This is a genomic window from Psychromonas saccharinae (genome assembly GCF_051201515.1).
GTDB lineage: Bacteria > Pseudomonadota > Gammaproteobacteria > Enterobacterales > Psychromonadaceae > Psychromonas.
This window is the reverse complement of record NZ_CP195153.1, coordinates 37662-63494: the sequence shown is the minus strand read 5'-3', so window position 1 is coordinate 63494 and position 25833 is coordinate 37662. Positions and strand designations below refer to the sequence as shown.

Genomic DNA, 25833 nt, shown 5'->3' with positions numbered 1-25833 from the left:
ACAACAAAAGTACTTTCAAGATAAAAAACACCTGTTTTTTGATTGAAAAGTATGTTTTTTAATGATTTTAAGTGAAAACGATTCCATCGCCGTATATACCCGTTACCAATCAAGATTGCGTTTATCAGTCACTAGCTCGGATACCAAGGCAAGGCGTAACATGAAGACCTTTCGAGCGATTAACTGCGTTAATCCTCTATCGGTAGATGTAAAAACAAGACTTTACATCTTTAATGGCTAGTCCTTATCGAATGTTATAACGCAGTATTGCCATGGTTTATAAGAAACGAGCTAGTGACCCGCAGGGCAAGACGAGAGGCAAACATCTTCGTTGTTATAAAGTCTCGATTTAACCCGTTAGATCTTCACCTTTATGCCTAGAATCTGTTCACCTCTCGTCTTGCTGATTTCTGCATATTGAATGGTAACGGGTATAAAAGGTTAATAAAGGAAATTAAAGAGGGATGAGTAAAATAGGTTGCTCATACTTTATTCCAGTAAAAACAACCCTATACAGTAAAAAATAATGAAAGATATAATATTTTAAATTCGTTGTAACCTAATAAGTATTGCACTTTCAGGATCCAAAATAGGCATCGTTAACCCTATTTCCCTACACCATACTCCTGACAATTGACTTTCATGCAGTGTCCAAGGAGGTTGATAATTCACAATATCATTATAATTTCCAGGTTTATCAATAACAGAGATACGATATAGCGCCAAATCATTCAATCCAGGGATGCGTAACATTCCACTGAGCGCATATGTCGGCATTGCTAACTGTGAAATCAAAACAAGTGCTTCAGATTGATCATCGGAAATAACTGCATGAACTTGCTGCGCTTTATCATCACAGGGAATACGCCAGGTGTGTCCATTATGTAAAAGTGTTCGATATGTTTTATGTAATTGAATATAACGTTCAAACCCTTGTTTTTCTTCTTTGTTTTCTTTTACAGGATCAAGCTCTACCCCCATATGACCAAATAAGGCGGTTAATCCTCTAAATTCAACGCTATGTCGACGTCGTGTACTATGGCAATAGCTAGCACCAATATGACTCCCCATCACTTCTGGTGGGAAAAAGTAACTCATTCCCCGCTGAATAGATTGCCGTGCTAGTGCATCGTTATTATCAGATGCCCAAAACCGATGCGTACGCTTTAATACTTCAAAATCTATTCGCCCGCCACCAGCAGCACAGGACTCAATCTCTAATTTAGGATGTTTCTCTCTCACCATATCAAGTAATTGATAATACAACTCAACCTGCTTCGCCGCCGCCGCATAACCTGAATGTCCTGGTTGTACGATCTCTCGGTTCATATCCCATTTTATATAAGCGATATTGTACTGACTAAGAAAATAATCTAATCGCTCAAACAGATAAGTAAAAGCATCTTTATTCTGTAAATCAATAACATATTGATTTCTACCCGTCGGTTGTTCATACCCTTCGATGGCCAATAACCAATCAGGGTGTTGACGATATAAATGCGATTGTTTATTAATCATTTCAGGCTCAAACCATAAGCCAAACTCCATGCCGAGTGCATTAACATGATCAACCACCGGTTTTAGCCCGTCTGGATATTTTTTTTCATCTAAAAACCAATCACCCAATCCACCTTTATCATTATTCCGTCCCGTAAACCAACCATCATCAATAATAAAGCGCTCAACACCCATTTCTGCGGACTGCGTTGCCATATCCATTATATATTTTGGATCATGGTCAAAGTAGATGCCTTCCCAAGTATTAAGATGAATAGGCCTCGGTTGTTTGGCAAACCCACTAGGCAATATCGAATTTCGTACATAGGCATGAAATTGCTGACTCATCCCATTTAAGCCTTGGTTACTGTAGCTGCCATATAACCAAGGTGTCGTGATACTTTCACCTTGGCTTAACATCACTTCACCGGGTAAATAAATCACTTCTGCCTGCATAAAACGCCGTCCGTCGGCTTTAACATCAACACGCAATCGATGATTACCACTCCAAGCAAAATGAAATCCCCACACATCACCATCAAGTTCACCAAAGTGTGCAGTCCCAGCAACTAATGCAGGGAAATGCTCATGAGAGGTTCGCCCTCGGCGATTTTCCTGCTGATATCCCCCTTGAATTAATGATTGTCGTTGCGTTTGAAACTCATTAACCCAACGACCATAGTAAGTCATTAATTCATTAACTCGGGCTGGGAGCGGTAATGTATTTGCAAACCGATTTACATGATAAACGTCTTGTTTCGTATTCGTTAAGGTATGGCGAGTTTGAATAACATCATTATTGTTAATAGATAACTCTGTGATTAATTGTAATCCGGCCTGTTTATCTTCGCTGGTAATTTTAACGGCTTGTTTATCTGTATTGATTTCTTTAATAATAAAAACAGGACTCCAATCCAACCCATTACGATGCCCTTCGATGCCAGGGCTACTAAATACTCCACGACCTAATTCAGGGCTTAATGTCATTGCAATATCAGTATCTAATCGACCATAGGGAACTGGACGATGGAGAGCTTGTCTAAAAGAGGCTAAGTCACCTTCTATTGCCTGCCCCCAATGTAATATTTCAGCAAAGCTTCCCATTTCAACCAAGAGTTGAGTTTGATGCCCTATCAGGTTAATCAATGTGTTATCTACCATATTTGACAGCCTCTATTATTTTATTTAAGTGCATATTAACGAAAAACATAAAAGTTTCTGTGATCAACTCAATAACATGGAAACGTTTCCCAATTAAATAATTAAGCTGGTGATTAATCCATATTGAATTTCTGATATCTAATACACCCAATACACCTTAAAACCTGCACAAGCTAAACATAGACAATGATCACACAAAAATAAAAATATATAGAAATACTAAAAATATCAGTCACCAGTCATGGAAACGTTTCCTGTCATTCATTATTATTTATATAAAATTGGGACTAGCACTAATACATTAACGAGGAAGGCAAGCAAATGGCGATTTCAGAAATTATAAAACGACGCGACTGGGAAAATCCGCAATCCGTAAATATCCATTGCCTTAATGGCCACAGTCCACTAGCAAGTTACCGAAAAATTGCTCATGCTCAGCAAAACATTAAAGCACAACACACCTCGTTAAATGGGCAGTGGAAATTTAAATTATTTCCATCTCCAGAACAGGTTGAAGATGATTTTATTAATCCAACTTTCAACGATAATCAATGGGATAATATTACCGTTCCCTCTAATTGGCAGTTACAAGGTTACGATAAGCCAATCTATACCAACGTAAAATATCCTTTTCCCGTTAATCCGCCGTTTGTACCTAAAGAAAATCCGACCGGTTGTTACCGTACTCATATCACGCTAACCGAAGCTGCATTGGCAGAAACACAACGAATCATTTTTGATGGCGTTAATTCAGCATTCCACCTTTGGTGTAATGGAATATGGGTAGGTTATAGTCAAGATAGTCGCCTCCCCGCTGAATTTGATCTTTCCAACTATGTACACGCTGGTGACAATACTATTACGGTCATGGTTATCCGTTGGAGTGACGGTAGTTACTTAGAAGATCAAGATATGTGGTGGATGAGCGGTATTTTCCGTGATGTCACTTTATTATCTAAACCTAAACAATGCATTGAAGATGTATTTATTACACCGGATCTCGATGCTTGCTATCGCGATGGTAGTTTATCTATTGTTACTAAAATATCTGCACCAGAAACCTATCAAGTACGTGTTCAGTTATTCGATGACGAGGAATCTGTAACAGAGCCTGCCATCGCGAACCCCAATAATCGAAAAATAGATGATCGCGGCAGTTATAATGATGTGGTATTTCAAACATTATCATTACGCGAACCTAAAAAATGGACAGTAGAAACCCCTAACCTTTATCGCTGCGTAATCTCTTTATTAGATGAAAACGGAGCGCATATAGAAAGCGAATCTTATCAAATAGGTTTTCGCAAGGTCGCTATTATTGATGGGCAATTATGTTTAAATGGTAAGCCATTGCTTATTCGCGGTGTAAATCGTCACGAACACCATCCTGAACTCGGTCATGTGATGACAGAAGAAAACATGATCCGCGATATTTGTTTGATGAAACAATACAATTTTAATGCGGTCCGTACGGCACACTATCCTAATCATCCTCGCTGGTATGAATTATGTGATCAATACGGTTTATATGTTTGCGATGAAGCGAATATAGAAACCCATGGCATGATGCCGATGAGTCGCTTATCGGCGGATCCGCAATGGTCACACGCTTATATGAGTCGTTACACTCAAATGGTACAACGTGATAAAAACCATCCATCTATTATTATTTGGTCCCTCGGTAATGAATCTGGACATGGCAGTACTCATAATGCAATGCATGCTTGGTCAAAGCAATTTGATCCTTCCCGTCCAGTACAATATGAAGGCGGAGGTGCGAATACAACGGCAACCGATATTATTTGCCCGATGTACGCACGTGTAAATACTGTTATTGAAGATGAAGCCGTACCCAAATGGCCCATTAAAAAATGGGTATCGCTAATCAATGAGCAACGTCCGCTTATATTATGTGAATATGCACATGCGATGGGAAATAGTCTTGGTAGCTTTAATGAATATTGGGATGCATTTAGAGAATACCCTCGTCTTCAAGGTGGGTTTATTTGGGATTGGGTTGATCAAGGATTAAGTAAAACCGATCAGAATAACCAACATTTTTGGGCCTATGGCGGTGATTTTGAAGATCATATTAACGATCGTCAATTCTGTATTAATGGCTTAATGTTTCCAGATCGCACGCCTCACCCAACTATCGAGGAAGCGAAATACTGTCAACGAATGATCACTGCATTACTCGTTAAACAAAGCAATCAACAATGCACACTAACATTACACAATGAAAATCTATTTAGGCATACCGATAATGAACAACTTAACTGGACGTTATTGGAAAATGGAAAAATTATTGATTCAGGCTATATAGTCTTAGATATCAAACCAAATGAACACCAAACAATTAATATAGAAATGCAATGGCAACCTAAAGTCGATGCAATTTATCATTTAAATACTGATATTGTTTTAATGAATGAAACTCCCTGGGCTGATGCAGGGCATATTATTGCGACTGAACAATTTTCTCTTTGCAATACAAGCTCACTTTCGTTACCAATAATGAATAGTAAAAAAGCACCTGAATTAGTCATCGCACAAGATGAGATACAAATCATTAGCCAAGATAAAATAAATCAATGGCGCTGGGATAGTAAAACAGGTTTGCTTATCGAATGGACAGTGTCAGGTCAAAAACAATTACTCTCCCCGCCATTAGATAATTTTTATCGCGCGCCATTAGATAACGATATTGGTATTAGTGAAGTCGATTTAATCGATCCAAGTGCTTGGTCTTGTCGTTGGGATGCAGCCGGTATCGGTCAATGGCAACGTGAATGTATCGCATGTAAAACCGACACACTAAGCAATACTATCAAGGTCACATCAACCTTTGCTTATCGTTATAATAGTACCATCCAAGCAATAACAGAGTGGGCGCATACCGTTGATAGCTCAGGGCAGTTACAACTCGAAATTTGTGTAAAATTAGCCGATAGTTTGCCACCAATGCCACGTATTGGAGTTGAATTAATATTACCTAAACTCAATAATTCAGAACAAATTAATTGGGTAGGGTTAGGTCCCTTTGAAAACTATCCAGATCGACTCACTGCTGCTCGATATGGTCAATATACCCATTCATTAACCGATCTTTATACACCTTATATTTTTCCAACGGATAACGGCCTTCGCTGTGGTACACATAAATTGGATATCAATTCATTACAAATATCTGGTAACTTTATGTTTGCGGTCAGTCAATTTAGTCAGCAACAACTCACACAGGCTAAACACACTAATGAATTAACGACCGAGGACAAAATTTATGTTTGTATTGATCATCAGCATATGGGAATTGGTGGCGATGATTCATGGAGTCCAAGTGTGCATAAAGAATTCCAACTTAGCGATAAACATTACCAATATTCAATAACCTTAACACCTCAATAATATTAATTAATCGCAAGCCCGGCTTCATGTCGGGTTTTTCTTAAAATCCCATCGGTTGTATTTGTTTTATGCTTATATCCGTTGTTTAATAAAACCAATAGTTAATTAAGGGGATAACATGGCGACGATAAAAGATGTTGCAAGGGAAGCAGGCGTATCAATTGCGACTACATCTCGAGTCATTAATAATGCACCACACACGAGCCAAGAAGCGATTGCTTCGGTAAAAAAAGCAATGGCTAAGTTAGGGTATCGCCCCAATGCCAATGCCCGAGCACTCGTGAGTAAGTCTTCAAATACCATAGGTGTACTCGTTAACGATGTATCTTCCCCGTTCTTTGGCACAATGGTAAAAGCCATTGAAACCATCGCAAGCGAACAGGAAAAACAACTATTAATCGGCAGTGGTTACCACGATCCGATAAAAGAACGAAATGCCATTAACCTATTAATTAATAGCCGTTGTGAATCCCTTGTTATCCATAGTAAAGGGCTATCGGATTCAGAATTAACTGAACTAGCCAGTGAAATTCCGGGAATGGTCATTATTAATCGGATTGTACCAGCCATCGCCGATCATTGTATTGCGTTAGATAATCATAAAGGTGCCTATATGGCGACCGAATACTTAATTAAAAATGGTCATCAACACATTGGCTATATCTGTTCGAGTCATACCATAGAAGATGCAGACGATCGTAAAGCGGGTTATATGGATGCTCTACGTGATAATGGTTTAGAAATAAGGGATGAATATATTGAATATAATGAACCCAACGAATTAGGCGGAGAACAAGCAATGGTTAACCTTATTGCTAAAAATACTCCAATTACTGCCGTTGCCACTTATAACGATGATATGGCTGCGGGCTGCTTAGTGTTGCTTCATGAAAATGGCATACGTATACCGGAAGATATGTCTGTTATTGGTTTTGATGATGGCCACATTGCACGTTATATTTATCCAAGACTCACAACGATTCATTACCCGATTCAAGTGATGGCAAAGGAAGCGGTTAAACTATCTTTACAATTAGCAAATAATGAAAAGGCACAACGGACAACAAATAAATTATTTGTACCGACATTAGTACGCCGAGCATCGGTAATAAATATCAAATAAACCATACAGTTAATCAATGTAAGTAAACAATTTGATGTTTTCATTTTTATCTCCCTTGAAAATACTATCGTCCCCCCATATATATTTAAGATAGTCTCCCAAATTACTTGAAAATTCATTTTGGGATCGATGACTCCTTCAAATTCCAAGTAAAGGTATTAATATGACTACTATTGTTTCAGTACGTCGCGGCAACCAAGTCGTTGTTGGTGGTGACGGTCAAGTTTCTCTCGGCAATACCGTTATGAAAGGTAACGCGCGTAAAGTACACCGATTATACAACGACAAAGTAATTGCAGGATTTGCTGGTGGTACAGCAGATGCATTTACACTATTAGAAAGATTCGAAGCGAAATTACAAGCCCATCAGGGTAATTTAGAACGCGCAGCGGTAGAGCTAGCTAAAGATTGGCGTACCGACAGAATGCTACGTAAATTAGAAGCTTTATTAGCAGTAGCGGATGCTAAACATTCTTATATCATTACCGGTAATGGCGATGTAGTTAGACCTGAAAATGATCTAATTGCCATTGGATCAGGCGGTAATTTCGCACAATCAGCTGCAACTGCATTACTAGAAAATACAGACTTAGATGCCAAAACCATCGTAGAAAAAGCACTAACGATTGCTGGCAATATTTGTGTATTTACCAATAGTAATCAAACCATCGAATGCATTGAATATGATGTTCCAGCCGAACTAGAAAGCAATCAATAGGAATAAACAATTATGTCTAATATGACTCCCAAAGAAATAGCTGCTGAGCTAAATCGCCATATCATAGGTCAAGATCAAGCCAAGCGAGCTGTTGCTATTGCACTTCGTAATCGCTGGCGCCGTATGCAACTTGATGAAGAAATCCGTCAAGAAGTTACCCCAAAAAATATTCTAATGATCGGTCCAACCGGTGTGGGTAAAACAGAAATTGCACGACGCTTAGCAAAATTAGCCAACGCCCCTTTTATTAAAGTCGAAGCAACTAAATTCACCGAAGTCGGTTATGTGGGTAAAGAAGTAGAAAGTATCGTTAAAGATCTCGTTGAAGCCGCGATAAAAATAACCAAAGAACAAGAATTAGCAAAAGTAACAGCGAAAGCAGAAGATTTAGCTGAAGACCGTATTTTAGATATTCTTATTCCACCCGCTAAAACAACAACGGAATGGAATCCTGACACACCAGCAATTGAAGACGGAGCCGCACGTCAGTCTTTCCGTAAAAAATTACGTGAAGGTAAATTAGACGATAAAGAAATCGAAGTTGATGTACCTGTACAACAAATTGGTGTTGAAATTATGGCGCCTCCAGGCATGGAAGAAATGACCAATCAACTTCAAGGCATGTTCCAAAATTTATCCGGTAAAAATGAAACTAAAAAGCGCAAAATGAAAATTAAAGATGCGTTAAAATCTTTAGTTGAAGACGAAGCAGCAAAACTAATTAACCAAGAAGATTTAAAAGAAAAAGCAATTTATGCTGCTGAAAATAACGGTATTATCTTTATTGATGAAATTGATAAAATCTGTAAACGTGGTGAAAGTTCTGGTCCAGATGTATCTCGTGAAGGTGTTCAACGCGATCTATTACCATTAATTGAAGGTTCAACCGTTCATACTAAACACGGCATGGTCAAAACAGATCATATGTTATTCATTGCATCGGGTGCTTTCCAGGTTGCTAAACCTTCCGATATGATCCCAGAATTACAAGGTCGTTTACCGATTCGTGTAGAACTTGAAGTCCTTAAAGAAGCTGATCTTGCACGTATATTAACAGAACCAAAAGCATCGCTGAGTGAACAATATCAAGCGCTGTTAGCCACTGAAGGTGTAACGATTGAATTCACCGAAGACGGCATCAATAAAATTGCTAAATCTGCTTGGTATGTGAATGAAACCACCGAAAATATTGGTGCACGACGTTTACATACTTTAATGGAGCGTATTATGGATGAACTATCCTACGAAGCTTCAGATCGACACGGTGACACGATTATCATTGATGAAGCCTATGTAGGTAACGCACTTGATGAAGTAGTAGATAACCAAGATCTAAGCCGCTATATATTATAAAAAAGAATAAGTTATTCAATTAACTATCTAAAAGACACACTTAAATCGGTGTGTCTTTTTGTATAACACGTTGCTAACTCAGTATCCTTAATAATTCCCCTCTAAACTGCATCATCAATAGGTATTAATATCAATTGAAGCACAATAATTAAAATTATTGGCAATATTAATTGAAAATGTTATTACTAGTTTAATAGCAAATTAATCATCTCAAACCAACACCCACAAGTTTAAGGACGAATAATAATGTCTACAGATAAAATCAACACAGCATTAGTCAATGCAGGTCGCTCTAAAAAATATTGCCAAGGATCCGTTAACTCGGTAATACAACGTGCTTCTTCACTGGTATTTGATTCTGTAAAAGCTAAAAAGTTCGCCACCGTTAACCGTGCTAAAGGTGAATTATTTTATGGTCGTCGCGGCACACTTACACATTTCTCTTTTCAAGATGCAATGGTGGAATTAGAAGGAGGAGTTGGCTGTGCATTATATCCTTGTGGTGCAGCAGCGATTGCAAACTCGATCCTCTCTTTTGTTAAAACAGGTGATCATATTTTGATGACCGGTGCAGCTTACGAGCCAACTCAAGACTTTTGTAATGTCATTCTTAAAGATATGAATGTCACAACAACCTATTATGATCCACTTATTGGATCAGGAATTGCTGAACTCATCAAACCAAGCACTAAAATCGTATTTCTAGAATCACCAAGTTCTATTACCATGGAAATTCAAGATATTCCTGCGATAGTAAAAGCAATTCGAGCAATTAATTCAGAAATAATTATCATGTTAGATAACACTTGGGCAGCAGGGATTTTATTTAGCGCATTCGATCATGATATTGATATTTCAATTCAAGCAGGTACTAAATACATAGTAGGCCATTCCGATGCAATGATTGGGACAGCTGTCGCCAATGAGCGCTGCTGGGAGCGCCTACGTGAACGTTCATACCTAATGGGACAGATGGTAGATGCAGATACTGCTTACGTGGCTGCTCGTGGTTTAAGAACCATGGCAGTACGTTTAAAACAGCATCAAGAAAATAGTATAAAAATAGCCAAATGGTTAAGTGAACGCCCAGAAGTAGAACGTGTAAACCACCCAGCACTTCCAAGCTGTAAAGGCCATGAATTTTATGTCCGTGACTTCAAAGGTTGTAATGGATTATTCTCTATTGTATTAAAAGAACACCTAAACAGAGAACAATTAGCAGAATATCTAGATAATTTTGAACATTTTAGTATGGCTTATTCTTGGGGAGGTTATGAATCTTTAATATTAGCGACACAACCTGAAGAACTTAATGCGATTCGCCCAGCAGGAAAAGTCGATTTTACCGGTACATTAATACGTTTACATATAGGATTAGAAGATGCCGATGATTTAATTGAAGATCTAGAAAAAGGGTTCGAACGTATCACGTCTTAAATTCTCAATACACGCTCTTTGGCAAACTAAAGAGCGTAATTCCATCTTCTTTCTATACAATAAATCCTCTTTTATGGCAACCAACCCAACTGCTTGACTTATTAACAACATTTTATATTATATTCGCCTATCCATATATTAACTAAATATTCACATATTATAGAAAGGAATAAAAGATGACCCACCCAGTATGGCAACTTCCTATATTAGAAGGTAAATCAGCTTTAGTGTTAACGCCATGCCCCGGTACACAGAAAGTCAGTTTAATAAGTTCATTAACACAATTAAAAGAAATGGGTGTAAAAGCAATTGTAACTGCATTAGACAATGATGAAATGATAGAAGCAGGTGTTGGAGCATTAGGAAAAGAAGCTAAGGCCTTAGGTATGGATTGGTTTCAACTTCCTATCGAAGATAACTGTGCACCAGAAGGTGATTTTTCAGAAAAATGGAAAATAGTCAGTCCACAATTGCATAAAATAATGACTCAAGGGGGTAAAGTCACATTACATTGCATGGGTGGCTCTGGACGAACAGGTATGCTTGCAGCACACCTGCTACTCGAATTAAATTGGAATATAGACACAATAATAAACGAAGTAAGAGCCTTACGACCAAAAGCCTTTAGTAAACAAGCTCAAATTGATTACATTAATAAGATTGCAAAAAAATAGAACCTATACATTTACACTTTTCATTCAAACCAAAATTGAGTTTGAATTATTGACCATTTACTAATGGCTGAATAATCAATTTAGCTATCAATTTAACGACTTTTTGTATTCCCCATGCTCGAGCAGTCATCGTTTTTAGCGCTTAAACGAAAAAATCCCTGCTGACGTCAGTCAACAGGGATTTATCGTTTATTAGGCGCTTGGCGATGCCCTACTCTCACATGGGGAAACCCCACACTACCATCGGCGCAACTGCGTTTCACTTCTGAGTTCGGCATGGAGTCAGGTGGGACCACAGCGCTAGTGTCGCCAAGCATAAAAAGTAATTAGAAAAGCTGTTTGATTCTTGTTCTTTTATTTATCTAATCTTTGCATTCGTAAAATACGCTTCGCAAGCTTATTTCTTAAGTTGTCTTGGTCTAACCAATGTACTTAGACATTGTATGGTTAAGCCTCACGGGTAATTAGTACAAGTTAGCTCAATACGTTACCGTACTTACACACCTTGCCTATCAACGTTGTAGTCTTCAACGGCCCTTTAGGGAGATTAAATCTCCAGTGAGAACTCATCTTGAGGCTCGCTTCCCGCTTAGATGCTTTCAGCGGTTATCGATTCCGAACGTAGCTACTGGGCAATGCCATTGGCATGACAACCCAAACACCAGCGGTTCGTCCACTCCGGTCCTCTCGTACTAGGAGCAGCTCCTCTCAATTCTCAAACGCCCACGGCAGATAGGGACCGAACTGTCTCACGACGTTCTAAACCCAGCTCGCGTACCACTTTAAATGGCGAACAGCCATACCCTTGGGACCGACTTCAGCCCCAGGATGTGATGAGCCGACATCGAGGTGCCAAACACCGCCGTCGATATGAACTCTTGGGCGGTATCAGCCTGTTATCCCCGGAGTACCTTTTATCCGTTGAGCGATGGCCCTTCCATTCAGAACCACCGGATCACTATGACCTACTTTCGTACCTGCTCGACGTGTCTGTCTCGCAGTTAAGCTGGCTTATACCATTGTACTAACCTCACGATGTCCGACCGTGATTAGCCAACCTTCGTACTCCTCCGTTACTCTTTGGGAGGAGACCGCCCCAGTCAAACTACCCACCAAACAGTGTCCCAAACCCCGATTCAGGGGCCATGGTTAGAACTCAAAACATACAAGGGTGGTATTTCAAGGTTGGCTCCACGTCATCTGGCGACAACGTTTCAAAGCCTCCCACCTATCCTACACATGTAGGCTCTAAGTTCACTGCTAAGCTGTAGTAAAGGTTCACGGGGTCTTTCCGTCTAGCCGCGGGTACACTGCATCTTCACAGCGATTTCAACTTCACTGAGTCTCGGGTGGAGACAGCATGGCCATCATTACGCCATTCGTGCAGGTCGGAACTTACCCGACAAGGAATTTCGCTACCTTAGGACCGTTATAGTTACGGCCGCCGTTTACCGGGGCTTCGATCAAGAGCTTCGACCTAAGTCTAACCCCATCAATTAACCTTCCGGCACCGGGCAGGCGTCACACCGTATACGTCATCTTGCGATTTTGCACAGTGCTGTGTTTTTAATAAACAGTTGCAGCCATCTGGTATCTTCGGCCGACAGGGGCTTAGAGAGTAAATCTCATCACCTCCATCGGCGTACCTTCTCCCGAAGTTACGGTACCATTTTGCCTAGTTCCTTCACCCGAGTTCTCTCAAGCGCCTTGGTATTCTCTACCTGACCACCTGTGTCGGTTTGGGGTACGATCCTTATATTCCTGAAGCTTAGAGACTTTTCCTGGAAGTATGGCATCAATGACTTCATCACCGTAGTGACTCGACATCGTGTCTCAGCATATAGTGTTCCGGATTTACCTAAAACACCTGCCTACGCACTTGAACCTGGACAACCATCGCCAGGCCCACCTAGCCTTCTCCGTCCTCCCATCGCAAAATATAAGGGTACGGGAATATTAACCCGTTTCCCATCGACTACGCCTTTCGGCCTCGCCTTAGGGGTCGACTCACCCTGCCCCGATTAACGTTGGACAGGAACCCTTGGTCTTCCGGCGGGGAGGTTTTTCACCCCCCTTATCGTTACTCATGTCAACATTCGCACTTCTGATACCTCCAGGATGGTTTACACCTTTCCCTTCGACGGCTTACAGAACGCTCCTCTACCACGCATATAAATATGCGTCCGCAGCTTCGGTGATATGTTTAGCCCCGTTAAATCTTCCGCGCAGACCGACTCGACCAGTGAGCTATTACGCTTTCTTTAAAGGATGGCTGCTTCTAAGCCAACCTCCTGGCTGTCTGAGCCTTTCCACATCGTTTCCCACTTAACATATACTTTGGGACCTTAGCTGGCGGTCTGGGTTGTTTCCCTTTCCACGACGGACGTTAGCACCCGCCGTGTGTCTCCCGTGATTGCACTTGTTGGTATTCGGAGTTTGCATGGGGTTGGTAAGTCGGGATGACCCCCTAGCCCAAACAGTGCTCTACCCCCAACAGTGATACACGAGGCGCTACCTAAATAGCTTTCGAGGAGAACCAGCTATCTCTTGGTTTGATTGGCCTTTCACCCCCAGCCACAAGTCATCCCCTAATTTTTCAACATTAGTGGGTTCGGTCCTCCAGTTGATGTTACTCAACCTTCAACCTGCTCATGGCTAGATCACCAAGTTTCGGGTCTAATCCCAGCAACTAATCGCCCAGTTAAGACTCGGTTTCCCTACGGCTACCCTAGATGGTTAACCTTGCTACTGAAATTAAGTCGTTGACCCATTATACAAAAGGTACGCAGTCACGGAATAAATCCGCTCCTACTGCTTGTACGTACACGGTTTCAGGTTCTATTTCACTCCCCTCACAGGGGTTCTTTTCGCCTTTCCCTCACGGTACTGGTTCACTATCGGTCAATTAGGAGTATTTAGCCTTGGAGGATGGTCCCCCCATATTCAGTCAGAATTTCTCGTGCTCCGACCTACTCGATTTCACTTAGAAGAAGTTTTGGTGTACAGGACTATCACCTTGTACCGTTGCACTTTCCAGAGCATTCCACTAACTTTTACTAAGCTTAAGGGCTGACCCAATTTCGCTCGCCGCTACTTTCGGGATCTCGGTTGATTTCTTTTCCTAAGGGTACTTAGATGTTTCAGTTCCCCTCGTTCGCTTCGCTTAGCTATGTATTCACTAAGCGATGACACCGAAGTGCCGGGTTGCCCCATTCGGAGATTCCAGGATATAACGTTTGTTATCAACTCCCCTGGACTTATCGCAGATTACCACGTCCTTCATCGCCTCTAATTGCCTAGGCATCCACCGTGCACGCTTATTCACTTAACCATACAATATCTAAAGACATTGCATGTTGTTTCCAAGACGCTTGCGATTTCTCATATTTTACATATGAAAAACGCATTTGCGCTTTTCGTGCACCTAGAGTTAATTAAATTAACTCGTAGATACGTACGTTACTCAAAGTATCAATTTGAATAACATTTATTTTTGCTTGATTACAATTACTAAAACCTAAGTTTTAATAATTGAGAACAATTTCGTTTATACTTATCTACACATCACAATAAATTGTAATGTAGTTGATAAATAAGAACTTTATCAGCTTTCCTAATTGTTAAAGAGCAGACTTTTTCGTTAAAAAAAGCCTTAGATAAATGTGTTATTTATCTAAGGCTTCTATCCAAGTTGGGCACCGTTTCATTTCATTTAAAATGAAGTGGTGGAGCTATGCGGGATCGAACCGCAGACCTCCTGCGTGCAAGGCAGGCGCTCTCCCAGCTGAGCTATAGCCCCAACATGGTCTAGATAGATTATCTATTACCAATCCAAAAGATTGGTGGGTCTGAGTAGATTTGAACTACCGACCTCACCCTTATCAGGGGTGCGCTCTAACCAACTGAGCTACAGACCCAATTTAGGTCTATCTAAGTCTCTTTTACTTTCAATCAAACAATCTGTGTGGGCACTAATAGCCGTTTCGTTACGTAAGGAGGTGATCCAGCCCCAGGTTCCCCTAGGGCTACCTTGTTACGACTTCACCCCAGTCATGAACCACACCGTGGTCATCGCCATCCCCGAAAGGTTAAGCTAATGACTTCTGGTGCAGCCCACTCCCATGGTGTGACGGGCGGTGTGTACAAGGCCCGGGAACGTATTCACCGTGGCATTCTGATCCACGATTACTAGCGATTCCAACTTCACGGAGTCGAGTTGCAGACTCCGATCCGGACTACGACAAACTTTATGAGATTCGCATACCCTCGCAGGTTAGCAACCCTTTGTATTTGCCATTGTAGCACGTGTGTAGCCCATCCCGTAAGGGCCATGATGACTTGACGTCGTCCCCACCTTCCTCCGGTTTATCACCGGCAGTCTCCCTAGAGTTCCCACCATTACGTGCTGGCAACTAAGGATAAGGGTTGCGCTCGTTGCGGGACTTAACCCAACATTTCACAACACGAGCTGACGACAGCCATGCAGCACCTGTCTCAGAGTTCCCGAAGGCACTCTACTATCTCTAACAGATTCTCTGGATGTCAAGGGATGGTAAGGTTCTTCGCGTTGCATCGAATTAAACCACATGCTCCACCGCTTGTGCGGGCCCCCGTCAATTCATTTGAGTTTTAACCTTGCGGCCGTACTCCCCAGGCGGTCTATTTAATGCGTTAGCTTTGAAACCCACGGCATATAGCCACAAACTTCTAATAGACATCGTTTACTGCGTGGACTACCGGGGTATCTAATCCCGTTTGCTCCCCACGCCTTCGCGTCTCAGTGTCAGTTACTGTCCAGGTGGCCGCCTTCGCCACTGGTATTCCTTCAGATCTCTACGCATTTCACCGCTACACCTGAAATTCTACCACCCTCTACAAAACTCTAGTTAACCAGTTTCAAATGCAGTTCCAGGGTTGAGCCCTGGGCTTTCACATCTGACTTAATTAACCACCTACACGCGCTTTACGCCCAGTAATTCCGATTAACGCTCGCACCCTCCGTATTACCGCGGCTGCTGGCACGGAGTTAGCCGGTGCTTCTTCTGCGAGTAACGTCACAGATAGCAGTTATTAACTACTACCCTTTCCTCCTCGCTGAAAGTGCTTTACAACCCGAAAGCCTTCTTCACACACGCGGCATGGCTGCATCAGGGTTTCCCCCATTGTGCAATATTCCCCACTGCTGCCTCCCGTAGGAGTCTGGACCGTGTCTCAGTTCCAGTGTGGCTGGTCATCCTCTAAGACCAGCTAGGGATCGTCGCCTTGGTAAGCCATTACCTTACCAACTAGCTAATCCCACTTGGGCTAATCAATAGGCGTAAGGCCCGAAGGTCCCCTACTTTGCTCCGAAGAGATTATGCGGTATTAGCAGTCGTTTCCAACTGTTGTCCCCCACCTATTGGCATATACCCAAGCATTACTCACCCGTCCGCCACTCGTCATCAACTAGCAAGCTAGTTATGTTACCGTTCGACTTGCATGTGTTAAGCCTGCCGCCAGCGTTCAATCTGAGCCATGATCAAACTCTTCAATTTAAAGTTTAATTTGCAACCAAAGTTGCGACTCAATATTACTGACTAAAACTAAAGAACTTACGTTCTTTTGTTATTCTGAATTAATGAATTAATTCGTGTGTCACTGATATTGATTTTTGTCCCAAAGGACTATTTTGAAATCGACTATCAATGCGCACACAGATTGTTTGATTAAATTGTTAAAGAGCGAGCCTTTCGGCTAGGCGGCGTATATTACGCGCCTTTCGAACAATGTCAACGACTTATTTAAACTTAATTTCAAATCAAAATTTGAAGCGCTTATGCGTTTGTTATGCTCTGGGTAACCGGTTTGACTTGCGTCGTTTCCGTTTCCGTGGATGCGCATTATAGAGAACTGAATAGTGTTGGCAAGTATTTATTAACGATATTTTGAATAAAAATGTTAAGTGCTTATTTAACAAACAATGTTAACTTGAATCGCTTATCTAATGAGCTTTTAGTGTTTTTTTTAACCTTGTAATAATCTAGATTCGTTACGCTTTCATATATTAAGTATTCCATTTCTTATAAATAATAATTGATTTTGTATATTTAGTTAAAATGGCTATATATAGTATAACTATTTTTTATGGAGAAGATTAATGAGCAATATACAAATATTAGTTGGTAGTACTTTAGGCGGCACCGAATATGTTGCAGAAGCAATACAACCACTTATTGAAGAAGCGGGCTTCGATAGTGAAATTCAATTTGAACCAGATTTAAATTCACTATCCTTACAAAGTGAACAAGTATGGTTAATTTGTTTATCTACTCATGGTGCAGGTGATTACCCAGACAACTTCAAGCCATTTGTAGAACAATTACAACAAGTCAATGCGGCTATTAGTGATGTTAAATACGGCATTATAGGTATCGGTGATTCTAGCTATGACACTTTTTGTGAAGCTGCTAAAAATATTGATTATTTATTAGAAGAAATGGCGGCTGTTCGTGTTGGTGATCGTTTAGAAGTTGATGTTATGGATTACCCAACACCTGAAGATCGTGTTTTAGATTGGATCCCATCTTGGATTGAAGATCTAACTCAAATTGTCGAAAATTAATTTAAAAGTTATGCACAGGTCGTTGTGCATAGTTCATTTATAACTATTGAACTAATTTTGTTTAACCTTTGCATAAACATGTGCATAGTTTCACCTGTGTATAAATAGCAATAATATCCAATAGATACGCGCATTAAGATCCATTGTTGCACACATTTAAAGATCTAATATAAGATCCTGATCTTTAAGTTTAAAAGATGTTTTTACACAGAAAGTGAATTACTTAATAAGTATAGTAATAAAAGATCTTTAAAGATCTATATATAATACTAATATTATTGTTTTGATCTTATCTCATCTTCACACTTTCCTTTGACAGGGAAAAGAGTAAAATCAACACTTCTTTTTTTAATTGCTAGTTTTGGAATATTGATGAATTACCACGAACATTTTGATGTTATTGTTATTGGCGGAGGCCATGCCGGTACAGAAGCCGCAGCTGCATCAGCCCGCATGGGAATGAATACATTATTATTAACCCATAATATTGAAACATTAGGTCAAATGTCTTGTAATCCTGCTATTGGTGGAATTGGTAAAGGTCATATTGTTAAAGAAATTGATGCATTAGGCGGGATCATGGCAAGTGCTACTGATAAAGCTGGCATACAATTTAGAACGCTTAATTCCAGTAAAGGTCCCGCTGTTCGTGCAACCAGGGCTCAAGCTGACCGTATTTTATATAAAGGTTCAGTGAGATATGCACTAGAAAACCAAGAAAATTTACAAATATTCCAACAACCAGTAGAAGATCTTATTGTTCAAAATGATCGCGTTACTGGTGCAATAACAAAAATGGGTGTTAGATTTTATGGTAAATCCGTTGTTTTAACTGCGGGTACTTTTTTAAATGGTTTAATTCATATTGGTTTAGAAAACTACCAAGGTGGTCGTGCTGGAGATCCCGCTTCTGTTGGTTTAGCACAACGCTTGAAAGAACTCCCCTTACGTGTAGGACGATTAAAAACGGGAACACCAGCTCGAATAGATGCACGTAGTATTGATTTTTCGGTATTAGAAACGCAGCATGGTGATAATCCAACGCCTGTATTTTCATTTTTAGGTAATCAAAAAGATCATCCGAAACAGATCCCTTGTTTTATTACCCATACTAATGAAAAAACACATGATATTATTCGAAGTGGTTTAGATAGAAGCCCTATGTACACAGGTGTTATTGATGGTGTCGGTCCTCGTTATTGCCCTTCTATTGAAGATAAAATTATGCGTTTTGCAGATAAAAATTCGCATCAAATTTTTGTTGAACCTGAAGGTTTAACAACACACGAAGTTTATCCAAATGGCATTTCAACCAGCTTACCATTTGACATTCAATTTGCTTTCATTCGTTCTATGAAAGGTTTTGAAAATGCATTTATCACCCGTCCTGGTTATGCCATTGAGTATGATTATTTTGATCCTCGCGATTTAAAATCTACATTAGAATCAAAATATATCGATGGACTTTTCTTTGCTGGCCAAATTAATGGTACGACGGGGTATGAAGAAGCTGCTGCGCAAGGTTTATTAGCAGGGACAAATGCAGCCTTAAAAGTACAAGAAAAAGAAGGTTGGTGTCCTCGAAGAGATCAAGCTTATATTGGTGTTCTAGTGGATGATCTCGCCACTTTAGGAACAAAAGAACCCTATCGTATGTTTACAAGCCGTGCTGAATATCGTTTATTATTGCGAGAAGACAATGCCGATGCTCGTTTGACAGAAAAAGGTCGAGAACTTGGTTTAGTTGATGATATTCGTTGGAAAGCTTTCAGTGAAAAACAAGAAATCATTGAAAAAGAACTGCAACGATTAAAAGATCAATGGGTTAACCCTAATTCAATTAATGCCGCTCAAATTAATGAATTACTTAAAAACCCAATGCAACGTGAAAGCTCTTTAGAAGCGATGATCCGTCGTCCGGAAGTCGATTATTTAAGTTTAATGTCTGTTGATGGATTAGGCCCTGCTGTTGAAAATGTACAAGCAGCAGAACAAGTTGAGATTAAAATTAAATATCAAGGTTATATTGACCGTCAACTTGATGAGATTGCTAAATTAAAACGTCATGAAAATACGTTATTATCTGCCGATATTGATTACGCTGATGTTAAAGGATTATCAAATGAAGTTGTGCTTAAATTAAATTCAGTAAAACCTGAAAACATAGGGCAAGCTTCTCGTATATCGGGTGTAACACCTGCAGCAATTTCAATCTTATTGATTTATTTGAAGAAAAATAACGTAAAGCGCAAGGCTGTTTAAGATGAGTTTGTTGAATGAATTGCAAATAATGCTGCTTAAAACTGACCTTGATGTTACTAAAAATCAACAAAATCAGTTAGTTGAATTAGTTGAATTATTGAACAAGTGGAATAAAGCTTATAATCTTACCTCTGTGAGAGATCCACATGATATGCTTGTTAAACATATCATGGACAGTATAGTGGTATCACCCCATCTTCAGGGGCAACGCTTAATTGATGTAGGTACTGGACCTGGTTTACCAGGTTTACCTTTAGCTATTTTAAATCCTGATAAACAATTTGTCTTATTAGATAGTCTTGGAAAACGTCTGCGTTTTATTCGTCAAGCAGTCTTAGCATTAGGTTTAAAAAATGTGGAGTTTGTGCAAAGTCGCGTAGAAGAATATAACCCTGAACAGAAATTTGATGTTGTATTGAGTCGTGCTTTTGCTTCACTTCAAGATATGCTTTTTTGGTGTAAGCATTTACCCAATGAACATGGCCATTTCTTAGCGTTAAAAGGTCAATTCCCAGCACTAGAAGTCGCTGAATTAGACAAAGAATTTGAATTTATAGACTCAATTCCTTTACAGGTTCCAAATCTAGAAGCTGAACGTTGTTTAGTCAAAGTAAAACGTATTTAATAGCTAGTATTAATCATTTAATTTAAAAAGTAGGGTTTCTGTGGGTAAAATAATTGCAATCGCTAACCAAAAAGGTGGAGTAGGTAAAACAACGACGTGTGTTAACCTTGCTGCTTCAATGGCTGCGACTAAACGAAAAGTGTTAGTAATTGATTTAGATCCTCAAGGCAATGCTACGATGGGAAGTGGTGTCGACAAATATGAAGTTGCTCACACAGCCTATGATCTTTTAATCGATGAATTGCCTCTTAATGATGTAATTGAAACTGAAACAACCGGTAATTACGATCTCGTTGCTGCGAATAGTGATGTAACTGCTGCTGAAGTTAGATTAATGGATCTGTTTTCACGTGAAACACGTCTTCGTAGTGCATTAAAAGATTACAAAGACAATTATGATTATGTGTTTATTGACTGCCCTCCTTCCCTTAATATGTTAACTATCAATGCAATGACTGCTGCCGATTCAGTATTAGTCCCTATGCAATGTGAATATTATGCATTAGAAGGGTTAACTGCATTGGTTGATACTATTAGTAAATTAGCGGCTGTTATTAATGCTGATCTTAAGATCGAAGGCATTCTTCGTACTATGTACGATCCACGTAATCGTTTATCCTCTGATGTTTCTGATCAATTAAAGAAACACTTTGGCGATAAAGTTTACCGGACTATTATTCCACGCAATATCCGCCTTGCTGAGGCCCCTAGTTTTAGTACTCCTGTGATGTATTATGATAAGTCATCAAATGGCTCTAAGGCTTATTTAGCACTAGCTGGTGAGATATTACGACGTGAAGAACAGTCGGCATCAATTGAAAAAGAAACTGCCTAAATAAGGATCCCCATGCAAGGAAAAAAACGAGGCTTAGGCAAAGGGCTTGATTCATTATTGAGCAGCAGCACTGTCAGCCGTAACAAACAGGTTTCACATGATCGTAATGCAGAAGAAACTCAAGCATTGGTCAATGATAGTAAAGGTGCGTTAGCTGATCTAAAAGTTAATCAACTCCAACCTGGTAAATATCAACCTCGTCGAGATATGTCTAATGATGCATTGGAAGAATTAGCCAATTCAATTAAGGCTCAAGGTATACTCCAACCTATCGTAGTTAGAGAAACCGGTCATCAAAAGTATGAAATTATTGCAGGTGAACGGCGTTGGCGTGCGGCTAAATTAGTGGGACTAGAAAATGTACCCTGCTTAATTAAAAATGTTGAAGATAATGCGGCAATTGCAATTGCGTTAATTGAAAATATTCAACGTGAAAATTTAAATGCAATGGAAGAAGCGATTGCATTTAAACGTCTACTAGATGAATTTGAATTAACTCATAATGAAGTAGCCAAAGCCGTTGGTAAATCTCGCACAACTATCAGTAACTTATTACGATTAAATAATCTTAATGATGCCGTTAAATTATTTATCGAACAAGGTGATATTGAGATGGGACATGCGCGTGCATTGCTTCCCTTAGTGAATGAAAAGCAATTAATTATTGCAAAAATTGTTATTGAAAAACAATTAAGCGTTCGTGATACTGAAAAATTAGTTAAGAATGAATTAGCTGATAAGCCTGTTATTCAAGCAAAAGTCGTTGATCAAAAATTAATAGGTATTGAAGAAAAATTGGCTGAACGATTAGGGACTAAGGTTTCGTTATCACAAACTAAAAATGGTAAAGGTAAATTAGTTATTAACTTTGATAAAAGTGATAAATTAGAAGAAATTTTAGCGCTTTTAGAATCTTAAAAACTAATCTTTAAATAACTGCTTTAAACGACCCAGTCTAGATGGTGTATATTGCCAATAATGGTCAAAGGTTGCTAATAATTCTGGGTTACCATATTTTGATAAATTTAAGGCGTGAAAACGGTTTTTACGCTTTTTTAATTCTGACATTTTTTCTATCATTGCTTCAGATTGAGCTGGGGCGATGAAATCAGATATAATAACTAAATCCGCATTAATATATTTTTCTGAATTCATTAAGTCTACCGATTGTTCTAGTACAGGGGCTAAATCTGTACCGCCATTAAATGTATAGGAAAGAAAGCTTAATATTTCGGATAACCCTTTTTCCTTGGTTAGTTCATAGGTAATGGTTTGTGTTGAAAAGATGATTATGTAGCAGTCTCTATTTTCTATTAGGGCTATTTGCATTAACGCATAAGCAAAAGCCTTTGCATATTGTTCGGGTTGTCCCATCATCGAACCTGAAGCATCAACTGCGACAATAAAAGGTCCTTTATCTAAGGTTGCTTTTTTCGCCTGTTTTTCATAGGTGATTATCTTTTCATTTCGTTGCTCAGTACTTTGTAACTGATAAGTTGCTAAACGCTTATCTGCAAGATGTTTATAGAAAATAGTCTCTAGATCTGGGTTAGTTAAATACATGGTTTCTGTGGCTAATAACCGTTCTATATCATCGCTATCATGAATACCTACAATATCACCCGCCACATAAGTACTCTTTGTTTCTACCTTTCTCGTTTTCTCTATTTTGACATTATTAGCACCTGGACTATCGACTTCATTTGCCATTCGGCCAAGTTTTTTAGCCATCTTGTGTAGGTCATTATTTTGTTGAAGAAATCGAGTTATTTTACTTAGTTGGCTAACATCTCTTTTGCTTAATTTAGCTTTTGCCATATCCCATAATCGAAGATTTTTTTGTTCGTTTGCATTGCCTTCTATTTCATTTAACTGACTAATCGTTTCCGACCGTTGATATAACTCCTTTAGTAATTTTTCTTTTTCTATTTTTTCAACACGTTCCTCCTTCACATGATCAAATAGTGATTGATACCACTGATCGCAAAAGTGATGCTGGAATAACGGGTTATGTTTAATTTTTTGCTGCTCAAATAAATCCATAGCAGTAGTATAAAATGGAGAGTGAATACCTATCTTTTTTATAATGTCTTCGATATTGTCTGAAAAGAAAGCTTTACTGTAATCTTTTACTTCTTCGTAGTAATCCATTTCTTCTTGAATATTAGATTCAATAGGCGTTGCTTTTAATTGTTTTTTTATCTTTGATTTCCAGTTGTTTAGCGAATGTTTGATACCATTTTTTTCACCAACAGCCACCATAGATTCGTGGAAAGCTAGCGCTTGGTTCGCGATGTTTTCTACAATACCTGATTCTATTGCTGATATAGCAACTTCTATTTCACTAATCAAAATTCATCTGCCTATTTATTCAAAGTACTTAACAATATTGAATATTCGTTGTGCACTCATTTCTATTTGCGTTTGTAACTCTTCTACTTTAGTTAAGCTTTCTAGAAAACTTTTATCGATATTAATAGATAGTTTGTCATCTAAAAAATTATGAGGTAACGCGGAATGAAATTGGATACGGGATTGTGTGAGGGACTGACTTGCAGCGGTTAAGTTTTGTTTTGCTAATTCGACATCTTGTTGCCAGTTTGGTTGATCTGCAAGCAATTCATTATTACGAAGTACCATGCTAATTTGAATATTACGATTTGTAATGTCTTTAATGACGAGCTGTTGGTTGGCATCGACTTCAAACTCTAATGGGCATATTTTTAGATGACGATTAATATAGCCATATATTTCACATTTTCCCTTGCGGATTTTTTTAGCAAAATCATCACCATCAACGTATACCCACTCACTATCGCCTGATTGTGTATCAGACACGGATGGATTCATTTCTAGTAAGACAAATTTAATCATTCTAGGATTGTTATTGATTGTATACCGTTTGGCATTATCAATATTAATAATAAAAGCTTCTTTTCTTCTGACAACATCAAGTGAGATATTTGTACTTAATACCGCCAACATGGTTGAATGAGCTTTGTTTAATTCTATTTCAGATTGAATTAGATTGTTTTCGGCATCTTTTTGATCGAATGCAATCGTACTTGCAAAACATTCAATGATTGAATTAATTGCTTGAAGTGAAGCATGATCATTCCATAAACAATCTTTTAAAATAAGTAAATCGAGCGGATTTATTTCATCGCGGCCATTAAAATAAGCACAAGCTTTAAGTAAACGAATTGATTTTTTCCAACGTCTATCAGAGACATACATATCTGTTTTATTACTGTGCTTATCTGATTTTTCTGCGAGTTCAATCTGTAATTTTAATAGATAAATTTTATCAAATAATTTATCGCTTAATTTTACATTATTGATTTCTTCTTGCCATAATTGGAATTCATCGTTTTTAATTGCTAACTCAGGTGGAATTGAAGCTGTTTTAGCTTCACCGATTAACATTGCTTTAAAGTTTTTCTTTTCTTGGATTCTGTCTATATAGATTCTAACAAGCATTCGATCATAAAGCGCTTCTAATCCGCTATCAGCTTCTGGTAGTTCATTGGAAGCGGTAATTAATAGGCGCATAGGAATATGTGTTATTTCCTGCCCATTTTTAAAAGTACGTTCATTTACAACGGTTAATAGCGTATTTAATATTGCAGGCCCTGCTTTCCATATCTCATCTAGAAAAACAACATCGGCTGTTGGTAAGTAACCTTCCGTTAAACGAACATAACTACCATTATCTTTTAAATCTTGTATTGATAATGGGCCAAATACTTCCTCTGGTGTTGAAAATCGAGTCATTAGATAATCAAAAAAAGAAGATTGATCAAAGGCTTGAATTAAACGTTTAGCTATATAACTTTTTGCTATACCTGGAGGGCCGAGAAGGAATACACTTTCACCTGAAAGTGCTGCTAATAGGCACAATCTAATTGTTGACTCGCGTTCATAGATCCCATTTGAAAGTGCTTTAATTAAAGCCAGAATACGATCTTTTATTAATTTTCGGTCTTTATTGAGTACTTCCATTGAATGAGTTCCGATTTAGAATACGAATATAATATGCGATTATTTTTTAAACAGTACAAATTGGTCAAAAAGTAATCAGTAAGATTCTGATTTTATCGATAAATTGAAATTTAAATTTTTGTTAAATTTATATATAT

Annotated in this window: 14 protein-coding genes, 2 tRNA genes and 3 rRNA genes; 11 read left to right on the top strand and 8 right to left on the bottom strand. The window is 38.9% G+C overall.

Features of this window, described 5'->3' with window-relative positions:
• Positions 1-543: 543 nt before the first annotated feature.
• Positions 544-2658, bottom strand: coding sequence for an alpha-galactosidase (locus tag ACR30L_RS00265; protein ID WP_435236059.1), 2115 nt, complete (start codon positions 2656-2658; stop codon positions 544-546).
• Positions 2659-2979: 321 nt separating this feature from the next.
• Between ACR30L_RS00265 and ACR30L_RS00260 the strand changes: the two genes are divergently transcribed.
• The 6 genes from ACR30L_RS00260 (at position 2980) to ACR30L_RS00235 (ending at position 11371) form a co-directional block, all read left to right on the top strand.
• Positions 2980-6066, top strand: a complete 3087-nt coding sequence (locus ACR30L_RS00260) for a beta-galactosidase (protein ID WP_435236058.1) — start codon at positions 2980-2982, stop codon at positions 6064-6066.
• A 118-nt stretch (positions 6067-6184) separates the two neighbouring features.
• Entirely contained in the window at positions 6185-7189 is a 1005-nt protein-coding gene (locus tag ACR30L_RS00255; RefSeq protein WP_435236057.1) for a substrate-binding domain-containing protein, read from the top strand.
• Between the two features lie 163 nt (positions 7190-7352).
• Positions 7353-7907, top strand: a complete 555-nt coding sequence (gene hslV, locus ACR30L_RS00250; RefSeq protein WP_435236056.1) for an ATP-dependent protease subunit HslV — start codon at positions 7353-7355, stop codon at positions 7905-7907.
• Between the two features lie 12 nt (positions 7908-7919).
• A complete protein-coding gene (gene hslU, locus ACR30L_RS00245; protein ID WP_435236055.1) occupies positions 7920-9260 on the top strand; it encodes an ATP-dependent protease ATPase subunit HslU in 1341 nt (446 codons plus the stop codon).
• A gap of 246 nt (positions 9261-9506) precedes the next feature.
• Complete coding sequence (gene metC, locus ACR30L_RS00240; protein ID WP_435236054.1) at positions 9507-10697, top strand: cystathionine beta-lyase; 1191 nt, start codon at positions 9507-9509, stop codon at positions 10695-10697.
• Positions 10698-10873: 176 nt separating this feature from the next.
• Positions 10874-11371 carry a cyclin-dependent kinase inhibitor 3 family protein gene (locus tag ACR30L_RS00235; protein WP_435236053.1) on the top strand — a complete coding sequence of 166 codons (498 nt, stop codon included), beginning with the start codon at positions 10874-10876 and terminating at the stop codon, positions 11369-11371.
• Between the two features lie 198 nt (positions 11372-11569).
• Here the strand turns inward: ACR30L_RS00235 and rrf are convergent.
• The 5 genes from rrf to ACR30L_RS00210 all read right to left on the bottom strand — a co-directional run bounded on the left by rrf (position 11570) and on the right by ACR30L_RS00210 (position 16905).
• A 5S ribosomal RNA gene (gene rrf, locus ACR30L_RS00230) occupies positions 11570-11685 on the bottom strand.
• 129 nt (positions 11686-11814) lie between these two features.
• Positions 11815-14702: ribosomal RNA gene (locus ACR30L_RS00225) — 23S ribosomal RNA — on the bottom strand.
• Between the two features lie 392 nt (positions 14703-15094).
• Positions 15095-15170: transfer RNA gene (locus ACR30L_RS00220), tRNA-Ala, on the bottom strand.
• 41 nt (positions 15171-15211) lie between these two features.
• Positions 15212-15288, bottom strand: a tRNA-Ile gene (locus ACR30L_RS00215).
• Between the two features lie 74 nt (positions 15289-15362).
• A 16S ribosomal RNA gene (locus tag ACR30L_RS00210) occupies positions 15363-16905 on the bottom strand.
• The 16S, 23S and 5S rRNA genes sit together here with 2 tRNA genes alongside, the layout of an rRNA operon.
• Before the next feature lie 602 nt (positions 16906-17507).
• Here ACR30L_RS00210 and mioC point away from each other — a divergent pair.
• The 5 genes from mioC (at position 17508) to ACR30L_RS00185 (ending at position 22612) form a co-directional block, all read left to right on the top strand.
• A complete protein-coding gene (gene mioC, locus ACR30L_RS00205) occupies positions 17508-17972 on the top strand; it encodes an FMN-binding protein MioC (protein WP_435236052.1) in 465 nt (154 codons plus the stop codon).
• A 372-nt stretch (positions 17973-18344) separates the two neighbouring features.
• Positions 18345-20234 (top strand): tRNA uridine-5-carboxymethylaminomethyl(34) synthesis enzyme MnmG, encoded by a 1890-nt coding sequence (gene mnmG, locus ACR30L_RS00200; protein WP_435236051.1) that lies wholly within the window; start codon positions 18345-18347, stop codon positions 20232-20234.
• A gap of 1 nt (position 20235) precedes the next feature.
• Complete coding sequence (gene rsmG / locus ACR30L_RS00195) at positions 20236-20859, top strand: 16S rRNA (guanine(527)-N(7))-methyltransferase RsmG (protein ID WP_435236050.1); 624 nt, start codon at positions 20236-20238, stop codon at positions 20857-20859.
• A gap of 40 nt (positions 20860-20899) precedes the next feature.
• Positions 20900-21694 (top strand): ParA family protein, encoded by a 795-nt coding sequence (locus ACR30L_RS00190; protein WP_435236049.1) that lies wholly within the window; start codon positions 20900-20902, stop codon positions 21692-21694.
• 12 nt (positions 21695-21706) lie between these two features.
• Positions 21707-22612, top strand: a complete 906-nt coding sequence (locus ACR30L_RS00185) for a ParB/RepB/Spo0J family partition protein (RefSeq protein ID WP_435236048.1) — start codon at positions 21707-21709, stop codon at positions 22610-22612.
• 3 nt (positions 22613-22615) lie between these two features.
• On the opposite strand, the gene ACR30L_RS00180 is transcribed toward ACR30L_RS00185, so the two are convergent.
• Positions 22616-24046, bottom strand: a complete 1431-nt coding sequence (locus tag ACR30L_RS00180; RefSeq protein ID WP_435236047.1) for a VWA domain-containing protein — start codon at positions 24044-24046, stop codon at positions 22616-22618.
• Positions 24047-24061: 15 nt separating this feature from the next.
• Positions 24062-25696, bottom strand: coding sequence for an ATPase RavA domain-containing protein (locus tag ACR30L_RS00175; RefSeq protein ID WP_435236046.1), 1635 nt, complete (start codon positions 25694-25696; stop codon positions 24062-24064).
• Positions 25697-25833: the final 137 nt, after the last annotated feature.

Coding starts and splice junctions, on each gene's coding strand:
- ACR30L_RS00265 (WP_435236059.1), bottom strand. CDS start 2,658: ATGGTAGATAACACATTGATTAACCTGATAGGGCATCAAACTCAACTC.
- ACR30L_RS00260 (WP_435236058.1), top strand. CDS start 2,980: ATGGCGATTTCAGAAATTATAAAACGACGCGACTGGGAAAATCCGCAA.
- ACR30L_RS00255 (WP_435236057.1), top strand. CDS start 6,185: ATGGCGACGATAAAAGATGTTGCAAGGGAAGCAGGCGTATCAATTGCG.
- hslV (WP_435236056.1), top strand. CDS start 7,353: ATGACTACTATTGTTTCAGTACGTCGCGGCAACCAAGTCGTTGTTGGT.
- hslU (WP_435236055.1), top strand. CDS start 7,920: ATGTCTAATATGACTCCCAAAGAAATAGCTGCTGAGCTAAATCGCCAT.
- metC (WP_435236054.1), top strand. CDS start 9,507: ATGTCTACAGATAAAATCAACACAGCATTAGTCAATGCAGGTCGCTCT.
- ACR30L_RS00235 (WP_435236053.1), top strand. CDS start 10,874: ATGACCCACCCAGTATGGCAACTTCCTATATTAGAAGGTAAATCAGCT.
- mioC (WP_435236052.1), top strand. CDS start 17,508: ATGAGCAATATACAAATATTAGTTGGTAGTACTTTAGGCGGCACCGAA.
- mnmG (WP_435236051.1), top strand. CDS start 18,345: ATGAATTACCACGAACATTTTGATGTTATTGTTATTGGCGGAGGCCAT.
- rsmG (WP_435236050.1), top strand. CDS start 20,236: ATGAGTTTGTTGAATGAATTGCAAATAATGCTGCTTAAAACTGACCTT.
- ACR30L_RS00185 (WP_435236048.1), top strand. CDS start 21,707: ATGCAAGGAAAAAAACGAGGCTTAGGCAAAGGGCTTGATTCATTATTG.
- ACR30L_RS00175 (WP_435236046.1), bottom strand. CDS start 25,696: ATGGAAGTACTCAATAAAGACCGAAAATTAATAAAAGATCGTATTCTG.